Genomic DNA, 15,397 nt, shown 5'->3' with positions numbered 1-15,397 from the left:
AGCGGCTGGCAAGAGGTGCACTGCATTCACGCTTCGAACAAGGCATTGATCAAGTCGCATGCCCGTCTCGGGTTCGGCGTGGGCAGCCGTCACAGGTTGTCCAGGCGCAGCCAGGGCCACAGGTGCGCGCCGAGCGGGTACCGGCCGTCGGGGTCCGGGCCGATGACGTCGTAACGGCGCAGGCCGGGGAAGCCGTCGACGCCTTCGGCGTAGACCTCGATGCGGTCACCGGAGAACCGCAGCACCGGGTAGGCGTCGGGCACGGAGCCGCGCTTGGGCCGCGCGCGACGCAGGTGCTCCATCATCTGATCGGCGGTGGCCCGGTCGAACCGGGCGAGGAGGCCGCCGCCGTGGTTGCTGTGGTAGCCGTCGGCGACCAGCGCCGGATATCTTCCGCTGCCGGTCAGCGGCACGCACGCCACGATGGCCTGGACCCACGTCGCGTCCGGCGGGTAGAGATCCCCGCGCTGCTCGCTGACCTCGACCTGGTCCGGGCTGATCTGCGGGTGCTGGTTGGGAGCGATGCTGAGCCAGTGCGCGCTCCGGGTGTGGGCCTGTCGTAGCCAGTCGATGAGGTGGAACTGGGCGCCCGGAACGCCGCGCAACGGCAGTAACCCGCAGCGGTCGCTGCCCGTCGTGCCGGCGTCGGCGCCGGAACGCTGCCAGCGGCGGGCGTGGGCGGCGTGCTCGCGGCCGTCGCGGTCGTGCCAGGCGGGCAGGCCGTTGGAGGTCAGGGTGTCACCGTCGGGTTCGGCCTGCCAGACGAGCACCGGCAGCAGCGGTGCGCCGGCCAGCAGCCCGGCTGTGGTGAGCCCGTGCCGGGGGGTGCTGACGGCGTGCACGGCGAGAGGTAGAACCTCATCGAGGTGGAACCAGAGCCGGCCCGCCGAGTCGGTGCCGGTTGTGTGTTCCACGGGCGGTTGTGCAGGTGCCATGGTCGATCTCCTTCACCGTGAAGGTGTGAGGGAGTTCCGGGCATGGCCGTGCGGCCACGCCCGGAACTGAGGGAGGTGGCGCGCGGTGGCGCGCCGGGCCGGGCAGGGGCCGTAGCGAGAGTGACGATCAGACGGGGATTCCTGCGGCGGCGTCAGGCGGCCAAGGACCGTCGTCGCCTGGCTCGGCCCGGGGTGTGTCGGTTAGGGCTGCGTGGTGCAGTCGCGGAAGGCGGCCTTCACCTGGTTCGGGATGGCGCCGCGGGCGTTGTATCCCGGTAGGTCGAGGTTGGCCTGGTGCTCACGCCACCACTGCCGAATTCCGGTGTCGGCCTTCGCGGCCGGTGCTGCTCGGCCGGTTCTGCGGGCTGGGCTTTTCGGTAGCCGCCGGCCGGCGGCGATGAACGGGCGCACTGCGGCGCGCAGCCGCTCGAGGTTGTGCTCGGCGAGGTCGATCTCGTATTCGGTGCCTTCGAGGGCGAACCGGTAGGTGCCGATCCCGTCGGTGCTGTGGTCGAGATCGTCCTCGACGATGCGTTGGATACGGGTTGCCACGGTCTTTTCTCCTTGTGGTTTGTTTGTTGGTGGGCCGGACGGCGCACGCGTCCTGTTCAGTGGCGATCGCTGAGCAGGTGAGCGGGGCGGCCGGTCACGTCGATCCAGCGGCTGGAGTCGGCGTCCCAGATTTGCCACCAGGCGAGGGCGGGCGGGGCGAGCTCCGGATCGCCGAGCAGGTGCGCGCGTAGCCGCTGGCGGTCGGCGGCCCACGCCGGGCGGACTTCGGTGGTGGCGGTCGCGGAGGGCCAGCCCATCGGGCCGTCGCCGAACTCGTGGTCCTCCAGGAGGCGCAGCAGGGTGTTGCCGCGTTTGGCGGCGCGGGCGATCGCGCGGCTGGTCTCGTACTCGGTGATCAGGTCGCCGAGCAGCAGCTCCACGTCGCAGGTGACGCCGCGCGCGTCGGTGCAGCCGGCGGCGAACGCCTCCAGGGCGTCGCGCTGTTCTTGCATGCGGCCGGCGGTGTTCGGGAAGAAGGTGTCCGGACCGCCTCGGCCCTCGTTCTCGACGCGGCCGATGATCTTCCTGTTCAGCCGCAGCGTGGCGGTGAAGGCGACACCGTCGTGGGTCTGGTGCCCCTGGTAGGAAGTCACCGTGTATCTGGCGTCGGGGACGGTGAGTCCGCTGTGCGGTAGGAGGATCGGTTGCGGTTGCACGATGGGTCCTCTCCATATTTGAGGTGATCGCTGGCTGTCGGTGCGCTGGGGGTACCGCCACAGCTGCACGTTGGCGCCGCTCAGGTAGCCGTCTGGACCTTGCCCAGAGCGCGTCGCGACGGTTAGCCGCGCGACGGCCGAGGAGGAGGGTCAAAGATGGCCATGTGGGCCGCGCGGCGAAGCGCGGCTACGCGGGCCGGGCTGGCGGGGTGCTGCCGGTGTGAGCGGCGGCCGGTTCTAGTGGCTGGCCCAGCCGAAGAACAGCCACCCGTCAGGCAGCGTCTGCGCGGCCAGCACGGCGGGGTTGGGCTGCGCGGTCAGCCATGCTGATCCGGTCGCCGGTGTTCCTTGTCCGGCCGGCCAGCTCCACCCGGCGGCGGTGACAATGTCGTCGGCGGTGAGCTGCCGCCGACGACGGGCGGTTTGGATGACCGCGTCGAGCTCGTCACCTTGCAGTGTGGTGCCGCGTCCGGGTTGTGGCAGGCCCGCAACCTCGATGGTGCGGCTCTTGCCCTTGATGGGGATGGCCCCGGCCGGTCCCCACTTGTCGATGAACCGCGGATCGTCACGGTCGATGAGGTCACCGGCCAGTTGCGACGCTTCCCGCTTGGTCAGCAGCCGGCTGGTGACGATCACATAGCTGTCCTTCTCCGCGATGGTGCCGCTGTAGCCGCCCGGGCCGTACTCGTGCACGGCCTTTTCGCGGGCGATCCGGAAGGCGGCGTCGGGGTCGACGCCCTCGGTGTACTGGTAGAACGTCACGCTGCCCATGCCAGCCGCCTGCTGGCCGCCTGCCCGGCGGTGCGCTGCCACGGCCACACGTACGCGCCCAGCCAGTAATGTCCGTCGCGGTCGGGAGTGACCCGGTCGGTGATGCGGTGTGTCAGCGCCTGCCCGGGGCCGAGCCGGTGGATGGTGAGGGCGTCGCCGTTCCAGTCCAGCCTCACGCGGGAACGACCGGCTGGGTAGGAGCCGGCCGGTCGTCTGACCTCGGGCATGTCCCGCAGTTCGTCGGCGATCTGCTCGGCGGTGGCGCGGGTGAACCGGGCCAGCAGGTCACCGCCGTTGCTGGTGTAGTTCGCGATCAGGGCGGGGTAGGTGCGCCCGTTGACCTGCGGGCAGGTCACCGTGCCGTGCCGCCAGGTGGCGTCGGGCGGCAGCGTCTTGTCGCGTTCGGGCACCGCGTGCAGCCGGTAGGCGCCTATCAGGTGTTTGTCGGCGGGGTCGATGTCCAGGGTGAGCCATCCGTGTCCGCTGTGCGCGCCGGCGCGGAGCAGGGTGATGGCCGGGCCGGGCCTGCCGCAGGCGTCGGTCAGGGGCAGGTAGGCGGTGGTGTATCCGTCCTGGCCGGCGGTTTGGTAGCGGCCGTGCGGGTCGCGCCAGGCGTGCGCTTCGGCGGCGTGCGGGGTGCCGCCTTTGCCGTACCAGGTCGGCAGGCCGGTGGAGGTGAGCAGGTCGAGGGAGCTGGTGCCGGCCCAGATCAGGGCGGGCCTGGCCGGGCCGACGTCGACGGGGATATCGGTGGCGGGTTCGTGGGCGCGGCAGTTGATGGCGTGTTCGGCCAGCGGCAGGACGTCGTCGAGCAGGAACCACAGTCGGTGCATCATGGGATCAGCGCTCCAGGGAGTGAGGGAGGACAGCCGGCGAGAGGTGCCGTTCGGCCCGGGCTCGGTGATGTCAGGACCGGCCGGGGTCACGTGACCCGGGTTCGGCCGGTGGTGCCATCGGCAGGGCAGGGGTGAACGCGAGCCGGTCGTCGGGCAGTCGGCAGGCGATCAGGACGCCGGCGCGCAAGGCGTCGATGATGGCGATATCGAGGGCCACGTTGCCGGTTGCGCTTTGGGAATGGTTGCCGGTGACGATCAATTCGATCGCTTTCGGTCGCGGCGATCAGCCGCCCACCTGGTGGCGGCTCGAGCGGGCCGGCCTGGGCCTGCGCCTCAGGCTTGTTGAGCGAACGGCTGGCGCTGCCGTCGGTTTCGTCGTTGGCGCCGGTGGGCTGGTTCGGGGGTTGGGTCATCGCGTGGTCCTTATCCGCTGGTGTTTCACTCCGTCGCACGAACGGCGATGAGGCGCTTGGGCACGTGGGTGGACGTGGCGCTGGTAGCGGCGCCGCGCTGGCGGCTGCGGGAGCCCCGGGTGCCGCCCCGCGGTGCCGCAGCCGGCGGACGGCGCGTGAACGCGGTGATGGGCTAGGGCTGGTCCACGGTTTCCCAGGCCCATTGGTAGGCGCCGAGGGGAAACAGGCCGTCGCGGTCGGGGCGCGGCCGGTCGATCTGCCGCCAGGTCCAGTTGCCGTCGTAGGGCTGTTCGTGCAGGACGGCGAGGTCGTCGCCGCTCAGCCGCAGGATCGGGTAGGTGCCGGGGAGCATCGCGGCGGCCCGCAGTTGGTCGAGGTCGGCCGCGATGCGGGTGATGGTGTCGCGGGCGAAGCGGGGCAGCACGGCGCCGCTGCTGGTGGTGTAGCCGTCGGCGATCTGGGCGGGGTAGGCGCCGTCGCCGAGTTCCGGGCAGCTGACGATCGCGGGGCGCCAACGGGCGTCGGCGGGAACGAGGTCGTCGCGGCCGGCGGCGGTGCGGATCGCGTACGGGCTGATCAGGTGCCTGTCGCGGGGATCGATGTTCAGGCTGATCCAGCTATCGCCGGCGGCACAGGCCTGGGATATTAGGTGGATGGCCTGGCGGGTGAGCGGCAGGAAGGCGTACGCGTAGTCGCTGAGGTGGGCGTGGCTGGTCCGCCCGGTCGGGCTGTGCCGCCAGGCGGTGGCGTAAGCGGCGTGCTGGCCGCCGTCGTTGTCGTACCAGGCGGGGTTGCCGTTGGAGCGCAGGGTCGCACTTCCGCGGGTGCTGCTGAAGATCAACGCTGGTCCGGTATTGGCGCCGGCGAGGGTCTCGGCGCGGGTGATGGTGTGCTCCTGGCAGCCGAGCGCGTGGGCGGTCAGCGGCGCCACGTCGTCGAGTCGGAACCAGTGCTGGGGCATGGTGTCTCCTTGGGTTTGAGATCGGCGAGGACGGCTAAACGGGGGCGCGATGACGGCGGTTGTCGTCCTCGCGTGAGGTGCGGGCCGGCCCGAAGGCGCCGCGCGATGGCGGTGCCTTCGGGCCGGTGGCCGCGACGCTTGGCGCTGGGTTTCGGCGCGGCTGCGCCTGCGTGCTAGCTGCGGCTGATCGGCGGCAACGTGGCCGCGAGGGCCGCGGTCTTGGCGCCGAGCCGGAACATCGCCGCAACGTTGCCGGGCTGGTCGGCGACGCCTTCGTTTCTTTCCTGCTGGCTGAACCCGAGCCCGGCGTGCGGGCCGATCCGGAAGACCGGCCGGTCGTCGTACTGCGCAGCGACGGCTCCGGCTCCGGCGACCCGGTAAGGGGTACAGTCGCCGATGCCGCCCAGGCCCTGGATGACGGGCTCACTGGTGCCGGTGCACAGCACCACCAGGTCGTAGCCGCGGCCCTCGATCAGCGCGGCGCCGGGCAGGTCGACGACTTGGGCACGGCGGCGCAGCACAGTGAGCCGCCGGACACCGGAGCGGTCCGCACGCAGATACGGGCCGATCGCCTGATAGCGGCCGCGGATGTCGCTTTGCCAACCAACACAGGTGGTCGGCAGTTGTTCGGCGTACCAGTCGATGCGATCCACGCGGTCGAGGGCGGCGACGGCCATGAACGGCTGCGGCGCGATGCCCAGCAGCGACTCGACCGCGCATTTGCCGGAGTCCCCGCCGCCGACGACGGCAACCCGGCGCAGGTTACGCAGCGGCCAGACGCCGGCCATACGCTGCATAAACTGCTCGAAGGTGACGATGGTGGCTCCGTTGGCCAGAGTCTGGATGTCGGGGTCGCCCAGGCCACGGGCGTCGATGATCCGCTGCGGGGCCAGGGTAGGGCGCCCGTCGATTTCGAGTTCCATGCTGTCGCCGTCGTAGGGCCCCACGGCGGCGACCGTGGCGTTCGGCAGCACGTCGGCGTACTGGGCCAAGGCCAGCCGGATCACGAAGGCCATGTCGGTGTTCGTCGGGTACTCAGCGGCGCACGCGTTCGTCGTCTGAATCGGCGCGCCCGGCAGGTGATTGAGATCTGCTCCGGAGTCCCCGGCCAGACCGAGACCACCCGGGCGGCTGCGGGAGTTGAGCCGAAACACCGGCCTGGAGGTCATCGCGAAGACGCCGCCGACGCGCTGGTCGCGTTCGAGCACCAACGGACGCCGGTGGCCGGCACGGACGCGGGTCGCGGCGTAGACCGCGGCGTGGTAGCCACTGCCGATGATCACTTCACGGTCCTCGCTGAGCGCGGCGGCCAGGGTGGCCTCCTGCCGCGAGTCGTCGGACCAGTAGGTGTCGAGGAACTCATCGGCGACTTTGCGGCCGGCGGGGTCGAGGGCGATCCCCGTGAGCTGCGCGGCCAGCGGGTGCTCGAAGTCGGCGGCGCGTTCGGCCATCATCCGCATGCCCTCGGAGGCACCCGGTGCCGAAGCCACGGTGGTAATGAGGTTCGAGATGGTGTTGGAAGGCTCGAACATGAGCGTCGATTCCTTTCTCGATCACTTTCGGCGTGCGCTGCCTGGTGGTGCGTCCCGGGGCGTCGCCGGGCTTAGGCACGAACCAGCCCCGCGCGGGCGGGAGCGTTGGTGAACGGTGGTTGGCGCGAGGTGTGGCGCCGGAGGGATCCAGGCGACGACGGTGTGACCCGTCGGCAGCGACGTCCGAGTCGGCGGCGAGCCGGATCACTGCCTGCCTGCCAGGTGTCGCCGGTCCAAAGAGGAAAGGGCGGCCGTGTCGCCGGCCGAGGCTTCGCCAGCGCCCCAGCCCGGGGCCGCTCGGCTGCCTATCCGGCGGCGGAGGCCTTCCGTTGCGGATGCCCGGCCGGCCCGGGGGTGTCTGTGCCCGGGCGATCCCGTCGGTCGGCCGAGAAACGGGGCGCTGCCGATAGTGCGCACGGTGGCGGGGTGGGCATGGGCGATTCGTGTTCAGGCTCGCCGAGGCGCAAGCCGCGCCGCGCTGGCGAGCGGCGGTCTGGTCGCGGGATCAGGTGGTGCCCGTCGCGTACGTCTGTGTTCAGGCGATGCCGCGGTTGGTGCCGGCAAGTGGCCTGTCAGCCGTTGGTGCGCATGGTCTGCGCGAGGGTGCTCAGGATGGCGTGGGTTCCCTCGGGCTCCAGCGTCGCCGCCGATACCACTTGCAGGGTGTGTCCTGCCGTTGCGACGGTTTGGGTGAGCGCGTAGGCGTGGCCGTCGATGTCGACGGCGTCGATCTGGCGCAGCGTGACGGGACCGCCCGGGTTGTCGACCGTCACGGTGTAGGAATAGACCCAGGCGAGGAACCGGGTGCCGGTTACTCGGCTGAGCTGGCCTTGGACGTTCGAGCGGCGCATGTCGTCGTGCGCGGCGCGTAGCGCGGCGACCGGGCCGTGCGGGTCGCGCCAGATTCGCGGCGGGACGGGGACTGGGTTGACCCCGATGTGCCGGGCGGTCGGGTCGGGGTGTCCGGTGACGGGGGTTTCCTGCAGGACGGCGAGCAGGCTTTCGCCGGGTTCTCCGTGGGTGTTCAGGAGGTGATCGTTGAGGTCGATCAGGCATCGGGTGATCGCCCGAAGCTGGATGCCGCTGAGCATGCTGTTCTCCGATCGCGAGTAGGGCTGGGTTCGCGCGGGCCCGAGAGGGGCCGGCGCGGGGTGGAACCGGTTCGGGCTGTCGCGAGTCCCTTGGGTGCAGGGTGTGGCGATAGCGGCCGAACCGGGTCCGTGAGCGGGTGATCGAAGGCTGCCTGGTGGTGAGGCCCGGCAGAGGTTTCCTGTCGTTGGTTACACCAGTGCGGCGATGATCTGGTCGTTGCTGGGGAGGGCGTCGAGGTAGTCCGCGACGTCGTCGGCGTAGCGGCGCCGAGCGTCCAGCGAGGTGTCGCGCGGGCAGAGCCGCTCAGGCCCGCCCAGCACGATCAAGGCGTCGCCGGCGAGAGCGCGTGCTCGCAGATGCGCGACGTAGGCGTCGCTGCCACTCGCGGCGAGTTCGCGCTCCCAGGCGCGCAGGTCGATGGCGGTGGGCCGCTGGCACCAGCGTCGGTAGCGGTTGGCGGCGACCCGTTCGGCGTGCCGGCGCATGTCGGCGATGTCGATCAGTGCGATCGGTCCGCCGGCGCAGCGCAACGGCTCGTCCGGCTGGCTGGCGGCCAGGTCGGCCGGGTCGCTGCCGGGGCGTGCCCGCAGCCGCGGGTCGGGCCGGATGTCGTCGTCGAACAGCGCGTCCAGGCGCAGCGGCCTGGTGAAGGCCGTGGCTTTGACGTGGACGACGACACGGCGGATGAGCCAACCGGTCGGGGTTCTGATCGGCATAGGGCTGTTGCCTCCTTCGGCAGATGTTGATGGGCGTCCAGGCGATCGGGTCTGGGGCCCGGGAATGAGGTGGAGCCGGTCTGGGGCTGTCCGTCGATCCCTCGGGTTCAGGGTGTGAACGGCCAGCTCCTGGACCGGATCCGGTGGGTGTTAGAGGGTGACCGCGATCAGCCGCTGGTCGGTGTCCTCGATGGTGTTGAGGTACCGGAGGGCTTGGTCGAGGTAGGTCACCCGGTCGCTGAACAGGTCGCTGGCCGGGGCCAGCTGACCGCCTGCGGCGGTGCGCAGCGCGTCCCCGCAGACCGCGTTCAGCGCGGAGAAGTTCTGGTAGGCGGCGTAGCCGGCCTGCAGCATCTCCAGCTCTTCGGGCCCCAGGGGCGTGCCGATACTGGCGGCGTTGTGCATGCGCATCGCGGTGACTCGGGGCTGGGCCCAGAAGTCGGCGGCGGCCCGCTCGTGGCTGTACTTGTCGGGCTCGCTCAGGTGCCGGGTGTGGAACTGCACCCAGGGCTGGGCGGGTTTGGTGCCCTGTACGACCTGCTGCCACAGCTGGTGGCGGATGCCCGCGCCGACGCCGGCGGCGTGGCGCATGCCGGCGAGGTCGAGCAGCCGGGCCGGGCCACCGACGCACGTGGCGGGGTGGCCTTTGGTGGTGCGCAGGTCGAACATCTGACGCCGCTGCCACAGTCGCAGGCTGGGCTGGGCCCAGAACCGCGGCTGCAGGTTTCCTTGGACGCCGAAGTTCCGGTCGAGCTGGTGGGCCTTGAGCGGCTCACGCGACAGCCCGTCGGGCAGGCAGATGATCATCGTGGTGATGGTCGCGGCTGGCCGGACGATGACGGGCGTCTTCTCGACGGCCTTGGTGGCCGGCGGGTTCGGCACGCGACGGCCGTTGCGGGCGGCGGTAGAAGAGCTGGTCATAGAAGGGTCTCCTTCGAATGCGGGCGCGTGTGGGCACGCGGCAGTGACCGGCCCACCGGGTACGTGGGTCGGTTCACTGGGTGGATGGGAGGGGTTGGTGCGGTGCGACCTGTAGGGGCCGCCGCGCGGCGCGGGCGCCGACCGGCCTCAAAAGAGGGCGGTGGACGCGGGCACCGAGATGGTGCGGCGGTGGTTCCCGAAGGCGGGACCGAACCGGGATGGAGCGATATATGAAAGAGGTGTTGCCGTGAAAGGTAGCGGCACGGTCTGTCAGAACCGGCCGCCGTCATCTCGCCAGAACGTGCTCTAACCTGCGCTGTCAGAGTCTTGTCAGACTGTCGTCAGATCCTGATCGGTCTCGGTGCGGGGCTGTCAGCCGCTGGAGGGCTGACCAAGTCCGTTGAATCCGCTCGCAGAAGACGGCCAGCCGCACGCGCCACCCCGGAGCAGGTGCTGCCTGGCCGCTACGCCCCGGCGGGGTAGCGGTGCGGGTTGGTGGCCGGGTTGTCCGGGCCGTGGTCGCAGGGCAGTTCGTGCAGCCATCGGCGCAGCCCGGGGTTGTGGGTCAGCGTCCAGGCCGGGCCGGCGGGGTGCTCGTCGTGGATGCCGGTGGCGATCGGCATGGCCAGCCGCACCCCGGCGAGCACGTCGAGCAGGTGCTGTTCGCGGCGGCGGCCGGGCACGCGCAGCAGCACCGGATAGCGGGGCCCGCCGACGGCGAGGCGGTCGTACTCGCGCAGCTTGCGCAGCACGGTGCCGATGGTCTCGGTGCCGTTGTCGTGCTCGAGGAAGAAACCGACCTCCCGCCCACCGGCCTCCCAAACGCCGTGCCCGTCCGGCCGGATGCCGGGACCGGCGGCGGCTGCGGCGACCGCCGAGTACACGGCGGTGGCGTGCTGTTCGGACCACCAGCGGGCCAGCCGGGCGCTTGGGTCGGTGCGCGTGTAGGCGTGCAGGTCGACGAACAGCTGGTTGGTGCCGAGCAGGTGCGCCAGCCGGCGGCTGCCGATGATCCGTTCGGTGCGTTCCACGCTGGAGCGCGGCTCGCGGCCGTCGGTATGCAGCGGGTCGTTGTACTGCGTCGGGTAGACCACCACGCCGAGCGGGCCGAGGGTGTAGAGGTATTGGCGGTCGCCGGTGGTGACGTCGACGAAGCGGGTCACGGCCTGCAGCGAGGTCAGTATGGCCAGGCGTAGCCGGGCCGAGCGCAACGACGGGAACAGCGCGGCGGCGATCTGGCCGGTGGTCAGCACGTAGTGCTCGGCGAGCCAGGACAACAGCAGGTGATCACGCACGGTCAAGCGGCGCAGCCGGTCGAGACGGTCCAGGCGAGACGACGACGACCGCGCCGGGGAGGACCGGAGCGACGAGGAACGGGAGAACGAGGAACGAGAGTCGGGAAGGGCGGGCTGGACATCGGATCCGGAGTAGTCCGAGGTGGACACGACTGATGCTCCTTTAGCGGGAAGAGGTTGTCCCTCCGTTGGAGGGGTGTCGGAGTGCGCGCTGCGGCGGCACAGACTGGCTCAGCGGCGGTGTGCTGCGGGAACACCGCACATCCGATGGTTCTGTCAGGGCGACGGGATGCTCGATAGTGAAGGGCTGGTGAAACCCGAACGGAAGACGTGGTCGCAAGCCTGCTGAGCTGCTCTGACAGACTTTCCGAGCTGCCGCGACGGCCATGTGCGCTTGCTGACAGAGGCGCCGTGCTCAGGTTTTCGGCTTTTCGCCGTTCTTGCCGCGCTGCTGCCGGCCGTCATCCGGGCGGGCCGAGAACTTCTCGACGAGTTCGTCGATGGCGCTGGTGTCCTGCGCCGGCACCCGGGCCGCGGCCTTCTGCCGGATGGCGGTCGCTTCGCCGACCACCGGCTTGGGCGGCCGGGTCTTGAACGTGAACGCCGGGGTCTGCCGGCCGTTCACCACGAGGCGTGCGGTCGCGGTGTAGGCGTCCAGGTGGGCGAGGTCGTGTTCGTCGAGCTCCGGCAAAGTGTGCCGGGACAGGACACGGGCGTCCTCCGGCGCCACCGAGAAATAAATTTTGTTCCTCGCGTTGGCGCTGGCCGCGGCGAGTAGATCCTTCGGGAACTGGGCCAAGTCTTGATGGGCCAGGACCATCGACAGCCGGTATTTGCGGGCCTCGGCCAGCATGCTGTCCAGCGAGCTGGCCAGGGTGAGGAAGTTTTGCGCCTCGTCGATGATCAGCGTGGCGTCGCGGCGCCGCTGCGGCTCGATGGTGGCGCGGGCGGTGGCGGCCTGCCACACCTGCGCCAGGATCAGGCTGCCGAGCAGTTTGCTGGTGTCTTCTCCCAGTTGCCCTTTCGGGATCCTGACGAGTAGCGCGCCGCCGTCGAGGATCTTGCCCATGTCGAAGCTGGAGCGCGGGTAGCGCATGCTGCGTTTGACGAAGTCGCGCAGTAGGAACGACCGCAGGCGGGCCAGCACCGGGCCGATGACCTGCGAGCGCAGCGCCGGGTTGAGCGAGTCGTACCACTGCCAGAACCCGGACAGCCCGGCCGGGTCGTCGAGGCCGACGGTCATCGCCGACCGGAACTGTGCGCTGTTGAGCAGGGGCGGGATGTGCTGCAGGGTGACGTTGGCGTGCCGCAATAGGGTGAGGCAGGCGACGCGCATGACGTCGTCCATTCTCGGCCCCCAGGCTTTGGCGAAGATGTTGCCGAAGATCGACACGATGTTGTCGACGACCAGATCGGGGTCGTCGCCTTCGAGGGGGTTGATGGTGGGCGGGTTGGGCTGGTCGGGGTCGAACAGCACCACCCGATCCGCGACGCTCGCCGGGAGTCGGTCGAGGATGTCGAGGACGAGGTCGCCGTGCGGGTCGATCACCACGGTGCCGCGGCCGGCGGTGATGTCGTCGACGGCCAGGTTAACCAACAAAGTGGTCTTGCCGGAGCCGGTGGAGCCGACCACGTGCATCTGGTAGCGGGCGTCGGTGACGGCGAGGGCGACCGGGTGGGCGCCGATCTCGGCGTCGCCGATGACCTTCGTACCGCGGCCACCGGCGGGGACGGCCACCGGCGCGGGCATCGACTTGGCCCGTGCCCGGTCCAGGCCAGCGACGGCCAGGTCGCGCGGTAGGGCGGCCAGGACGGCGAGTTCGGGCGTGGAGGCGAGGAACCCGGCGCCGAGACGCCGGGTGGCGGCCATGGCCACCGGCTGGGCCATGCGGGTGCGGTGGGCGAGCCGGTTGCGGCCGGCGTAGATGGCGTAGGCGGAGGCGATCGTGTCGGCGATGCCCCGTAACCGGTCGCGGGCGTGGGTGCCGCCGCGCTCGTTGTCCTTGGCGACGACGTAGCGGATGCCGACCGTCCACAGGCTGTGGACGGTCTTGTCGAGGATCGCGCGGACGTCGCGTTCGACGCCGGGGTCGCGCCTGGCCGCCGGGGTCTTGCTGCTGGCCGGGGTGCTACGGCCGGGCAGGAAGATCTCGAGCAGCCACAGCAGCGGTGCCGCCGGGTTGATCGTGGGTATCGCGGTCTTGCCGTCGCGTAGCCGGCCGGCAGCCCGCCGGGCCCGGGCCACCCGCCGGGGTGGGGCCGGGCGGGCGAGGACCTGCACGCAGGCGTACTCGTCGTTCTTGAGCTGCGAGCCGGCCGACATCAACGCCCGCAGCGGGTCGTTGTCGTGCTCGGTTTGCAGTGGCAGCCATTCCGCGGCCTGCGGTAGCAGGTGCCCGCCGGTGGCCTGGGGCACGTCGAGCGGGATCGGCGGCGCTGCGTGGCTGGTGGTGCAGGCCGCGCCCGGCCAGGCGGCGCGGATGGCGGCCTCGACCGCGCCCTGCGGCACGGTCCCGGGCACCCATACGCTGATCAGTAGCTGCCGTCCGGTCCACGTGTATTGCCAGACGACGTGCGGGCTGCCGTAGAGCAGTCGCCGTTTCACCGAGGGGGTGAGGGTGCCGTGCAGGTTCGCCCACAACGCGGCGGCGCTGGACGTGTCGACTTCCGGCGGCGGGGCGACGGTGATCAGGCGGGCGCCTTGCGCGTGGCGGCGGTGCCGCCACCCGGTCAGCACGTTGCGGGCAGCGATGTAGGCGGCGAGCAGCCCGGCGGCGACGCCGAGCAGCCATAACCGCTGGATCGCCCAGTCGCCGGCGTCGAGGACCGCTTGGGTGGGCGTGCTGGGCGGTGAAATGAAATCGGCGCCTGGTCCCGAAGGACCAGGCGCCGATGGAGGCGTCAGCGAAGGTGGGGGGCTCACGGGTCGGTCTCCTCGTCGCCGAGTTCGGCGAGGTCGGACGGCTTCGTCGTGGCGAGAAGATGTTCGGCGCGCGACGAGATGGCCTCGAACGCGGTCCGGTTGCTCCCGGAGATCAACAGGCCGTGGCCGACGCGGGCGGACAGCAGCATGCGCCGTTCCCCGCCGGTGAGCCCGAACGCGTCGGCGACCTTGTCGATCGCCTGCGGCGCCTGCTTGAGCAGCACCTGGGTGGCGGCGTTGCTTACGACGGCCTGGCCGAGGTCGCTGCCCAGCACATCGGCGACGTCCTGGGTGACCACCGACAGGCCGGCGTTACGTTTGCGGCCCGCCTTGCTCATCTTGAACAGGAACTTCGCGCCCTCGCCGTCGCGCATGAGCAGCCACGCCTCGTCTACGACCACCATCCGGCGCACCCCGAGCTCGGTGCGGCCGGGGGCGTCGACGCTGCGCCAGATCGCGTCCAGCGCGAGCAGCTGCCCGACGGTACGCAGCTCGTCGGGCAGCTGCCGCAACGACCAGACGACCAGGTGCCCGCCCGGGCGGGTGGTCGTCGGCCCGTCGAACAGCCCGGCGAATGAACCCGCCACCCACGGGGCGAGTCGGGCCGCCAGTTGCCCGGCGGCCGGATCGCCGTCGCCGCGCAGAACCGCGGCGAGATCGGCGAGCAGCGGAGCTGGGCGGTGGTGGGTGGCCGGGTCGGCAGTGATCCCGGCCTGCCGATACACGGCCAGAATGGCCCGGTCCAGGGCGGCGCGTTCGGCTGGCGGCGGCACCTCGGCCAGCAGCACCGCGATCAGGGTGTGCAGGAACAAGCCGCGCCGGGTGAGTACGTCCGGGCGGCTGTCCCCGACTGGCAGATCCAGAGGGTTGATTTTCACTCCGGCAGCGCCGAGCCGGACGATGGTGCCACCTACGGCGTCGGCCAGGCGCAGGTATTCGTCCTCGGGGTCGACGACGGCGACCCGCACTCCTTGGTAAAGCTGGCGCAGCACGTCGAGCTTGACGAAGTAGCTTTTCCCGGCGCCAGACCGGGCCAGCACGATGCTGTTGTAGTTCTCCTGCGACCATCGGTCCCACCAGACGATGCCTTGCGAGTCCGGGTTGATGCCGTAGAGCACCCCGCCGTTGGTCGCGGGATCGCCGGGCAGCGGCGCCGGCAGGTCCGCCGACGCGAGCGGGAACGCCGCCGCGAGGGCCTGGGTGTCCATGGTGCGGCGCATCTGCAGGCTGTCCGTTGCGAGGGGCAGGGTGGTGGTCCAGCCGGGCAGGTGCCGCCAGGTGGCCGGCTGGACCTCTATCAGCGTGGACGCGGCGGCGGCTTTGACCTGGCTGCACGCTTCGAGGAGCTCGGCCTCGGTGCGGGCGTGCACCGTTAGGTACAGCCCGACGCGGAACAGTTTCGACACGCCGCGGGCGAGGCGTTCGGCGAGGTCGGCGGCGTCGTCGGCGGCCGCCTCGACGTAGGGGTCGGTGAGTTTGCCTTTCGCCGCGTCGGCCCGCCGGGACGATTCGAACCGGGCGCGCTGGGTGCGCAGCCGGGCGGCCGCGGTGGGGGCGGGGATCGGGTCGATGTGCAGGGCTAGGTCGAGCCGGCCCGGCCAGGACAGCAGGGGTTCGAGCCAGGCCGGCCCGACCGAGGCGGGGTAGCCGGTGACTACCAGGGTGGCGGCGTACCCGTCGCCGACGCGCAGGTGACGGGGGGTGACCTCGACGGAGGCGGGCGCGGCGGTGGCGGCCAGCGACGAGGTCGGGTTGCCGGGCTCGGGTGGGGTTCTGCCGCGTTTGCGGGTCAGT

14 protein-coding genes are annotated in these 15,397 nt (G+C 71.0%); all 14 read right to left on the bottom strand.

The window, feature by feature from the left end:
* Positions 1–89: 89 nt before the first annotated feature.
* The gene (locus tag ACQP2X_RS39580; RefSeq protein WP_498690713.1) at positions 90–935 is read right to left on the bottom strand and encodes a hypothetical protein; all 846 of its coding nucleotides are present in this window, start codon (positions 933–935) and stop codon (positions 90–92) included.
* A gap of 201 nt (positions 936–1,136) precedes the next feature.
* Positions 1,137–1,487 (bottom strand): histone-like nucleoid-structuring protein Lsr2, encoded by a 351-nt coding sequence (locus tag ACQP2X_RS39575; protein WP_498690712.1) that lies wholly within the window; start codon positions 1,485–1,487, stop codon positions 1,137–1,139.
* Positions 1,488–1,543: 56 nt separating this feature from the next.
* Positions 1,544–2,143, bottom strand: a complete 600-nt coding sequence (locus ACQP2X_RS39570; protein ID WP_498690711.1) for a hypothetical protein — start codon at positions 2,141–2,143, stop codon at positions 1,544–1,546.
* 237 nt (positions 2,144–2,380) lie between these two features.
* On the bottom strand, positions 2,381–2,905 hold the full coding sequence (locus tag ACQP2X_RS39565) for a hypothetical protein (RefSeq protein WP_498690709.1): 525 nt from the start codon (positions 2,903–2,905) through the stop codon (positions 2,381–2,383).
* Complete coding sequence (locus ACQP2X_RS39560) at positions 2,902–3,750, bottom strand: hypothetical protein (RefSeq protein WP_498690707.1); 849 nt, start codon at positions 3,748–3,750, stop codon at positions 2,902–2,904. The genes ACQP2X_RS39565 and ACQP2X_RS39560 overlap by 4 nt, the downstream gene beginning before the upstream one ends.
* 70 nt (positions 3,751–3,820) lie before the next feature.
* On the bottom strand, positions 3,821–4,009 hold the full coding sequence (locus tag ACQP2X_RS39555) for a hypothetical protein (RefSeq protein WP_498690704.1): 189 nt from the start codon (positions 4,007–4,009) through the stop codon (positions 3,821–3,823).
* A 326-nt stretch (positions 4,010–4,335) separates the two neighbouring features.
* Entirely contained in the window at positions 4,336–5,124 is a 789-nt protein-coding gene (locus ACQP2X_RS39550; protein WP_498690702.1) for a hypothetical protein, read from the bottom strand.
* Between the two features lie 173 nt (positions 5,125–5,297).
* Entirely contained in the window at positions 5,298–6,656 is a 1,359-nt protein-coding gene (locus ACQP2X_RS39545; RefSeq protein ID WP_498690700.1) for a hypothetical protein, read from the bottom strand.
* 572 nt (positions 6,657–7,228) lie between these two features.
* Positions 7,229–7,747 (bottom strand): hypothetical protein, encoded by a 519-nt coding sequence (locus ACQP2X_RS39540; RefSeq protein ID WP_498690699.1) that lies wholly within the window; start codon positions 7,745–7,747, stop codon positions 7,229–7,231.
* Positions 7,748–7,936: 189 nt separating this feature from the next.
* Entirely contained in the window at positions 7,937–8,464 is a 528-nt protein-coding gene (locus ACQP2X_RS39535; RefSeq protein ID WP_498690698.1) for a hypothetical protein, read from the bottom strand.
* Positions 8,465–8,614: 150 nt separating this feature from the next.
* Positions 8,615–9,385 (bottom strand): hypothetical protein, encoded by a 771-nt coding sequence (locus ACQP2X_RS39530; RefSeq protein WP_498690697.1) that lies wholly within the window; start codon positions 9,383–9,385, stop codon positions 8,615–8,617.
* Positions 9,386–9,849: 464 nt separating this feature from the next.
* Entirely contained in the window at positions 9,850–10,830 is a 981-nt protein-coding gene (locus ACQP2X_RS39525; protein ID WP_498690695.1) for a replication-relaxation family protein, read from the bottom strand.
* A 265-nt stretch (positions 10,831–11,095) separates the two neighbouring features.
* Complete coding sequence (locus tag ACQP2X_RS39520) at positions 11,096–13,537, bottom strand: type IV secretory system conjugative DNA transfer family protein (RefSeq protein ID WP_498701157.1); 2,442 nt, start codon at positions 13,535–13,537, stop codon at positions 11,096–11,098.
* Between the two features lie 62 nt (positions 13,538–13,599).
* Entirely contained in the window at positions 13,600–15,396 is a 1,797-nt protein-coding gene (locus ACQP2X_RS39515) for a VirB4 family type IV secretion system protein (protein WP_498701155.1), read from the bottom strand.
* Position 15,397 lies beyond the last annotated feature (1 nt).

This window comes from Actinoplanes sp. CA-131856 (genome assembly GCF_050956135.1).
Lineage (GTDB): Bacteria > Actinomycetota > Actinomycetes > Mycobacteriales > Micromonosporaceae > Actinoplanes.
The sequence above is the reverse complement of the archived record's forward strand: the minus strand, read 5'-3'. Positions and strand labels throughout refer to the sequence as shown.

Excerpts from the sequence above, each read along its gene's own strand:
- ACQP2X_RS39580 (WP_498690713.1), bottom strand. The coding sequence starts at position 935 with ATGGCACCTGCACAACCGCCCGTGGAACACACAACCGGCACCGACTCG.
- ACQP2X_RS39560 (WP_498690707.1), bottom strand. The coding sequence starts at position 3,750 with ATGATGCACCGACTGTGGTTCCTGCTCGACGACGTCCTGCCGCTGGCC.
- ACQP2X_RS39550 (WP_498690702.1), bottom strand. The coding sequence starts at position 5,124 with ATGCCCCAGCACTGGTTCCGACTCGACGACGTGGCGCCGCTGACCGCC.
- ACQP2X_RS39545 (WP_498690700.1), bottom strand. The coding sequence starts at position 6,656 with ATGTTCGAGCCTTCCAACACCATCTCGAACCTCATTACCACCGTGGCT.
- ACQP2X_RS39540 (WP_498690699.1), bottom strand. The coding sequence starts at position 7,747 with ATGCTCAGCGGCATCCAGCTTCGGGCGATCACCCGATGCCTGATCGAC.
- ACQP2X_RS39535 (WP_498690698.1), bottom strand. The coding sequence starts at position 8,464 with ATGCCGATCAGAACCCCGACCGGTTGGCTCATCCGCCGTGTCGTCGTC.
- ACQP2X_RS39530 (WP_498690697.1), bottom strand. The coding sequence starts at position 9,385 with ATGACCAGCTCTTCTACCGCCGCCCGCAACGGCCGTCGCGTGCCGAAC.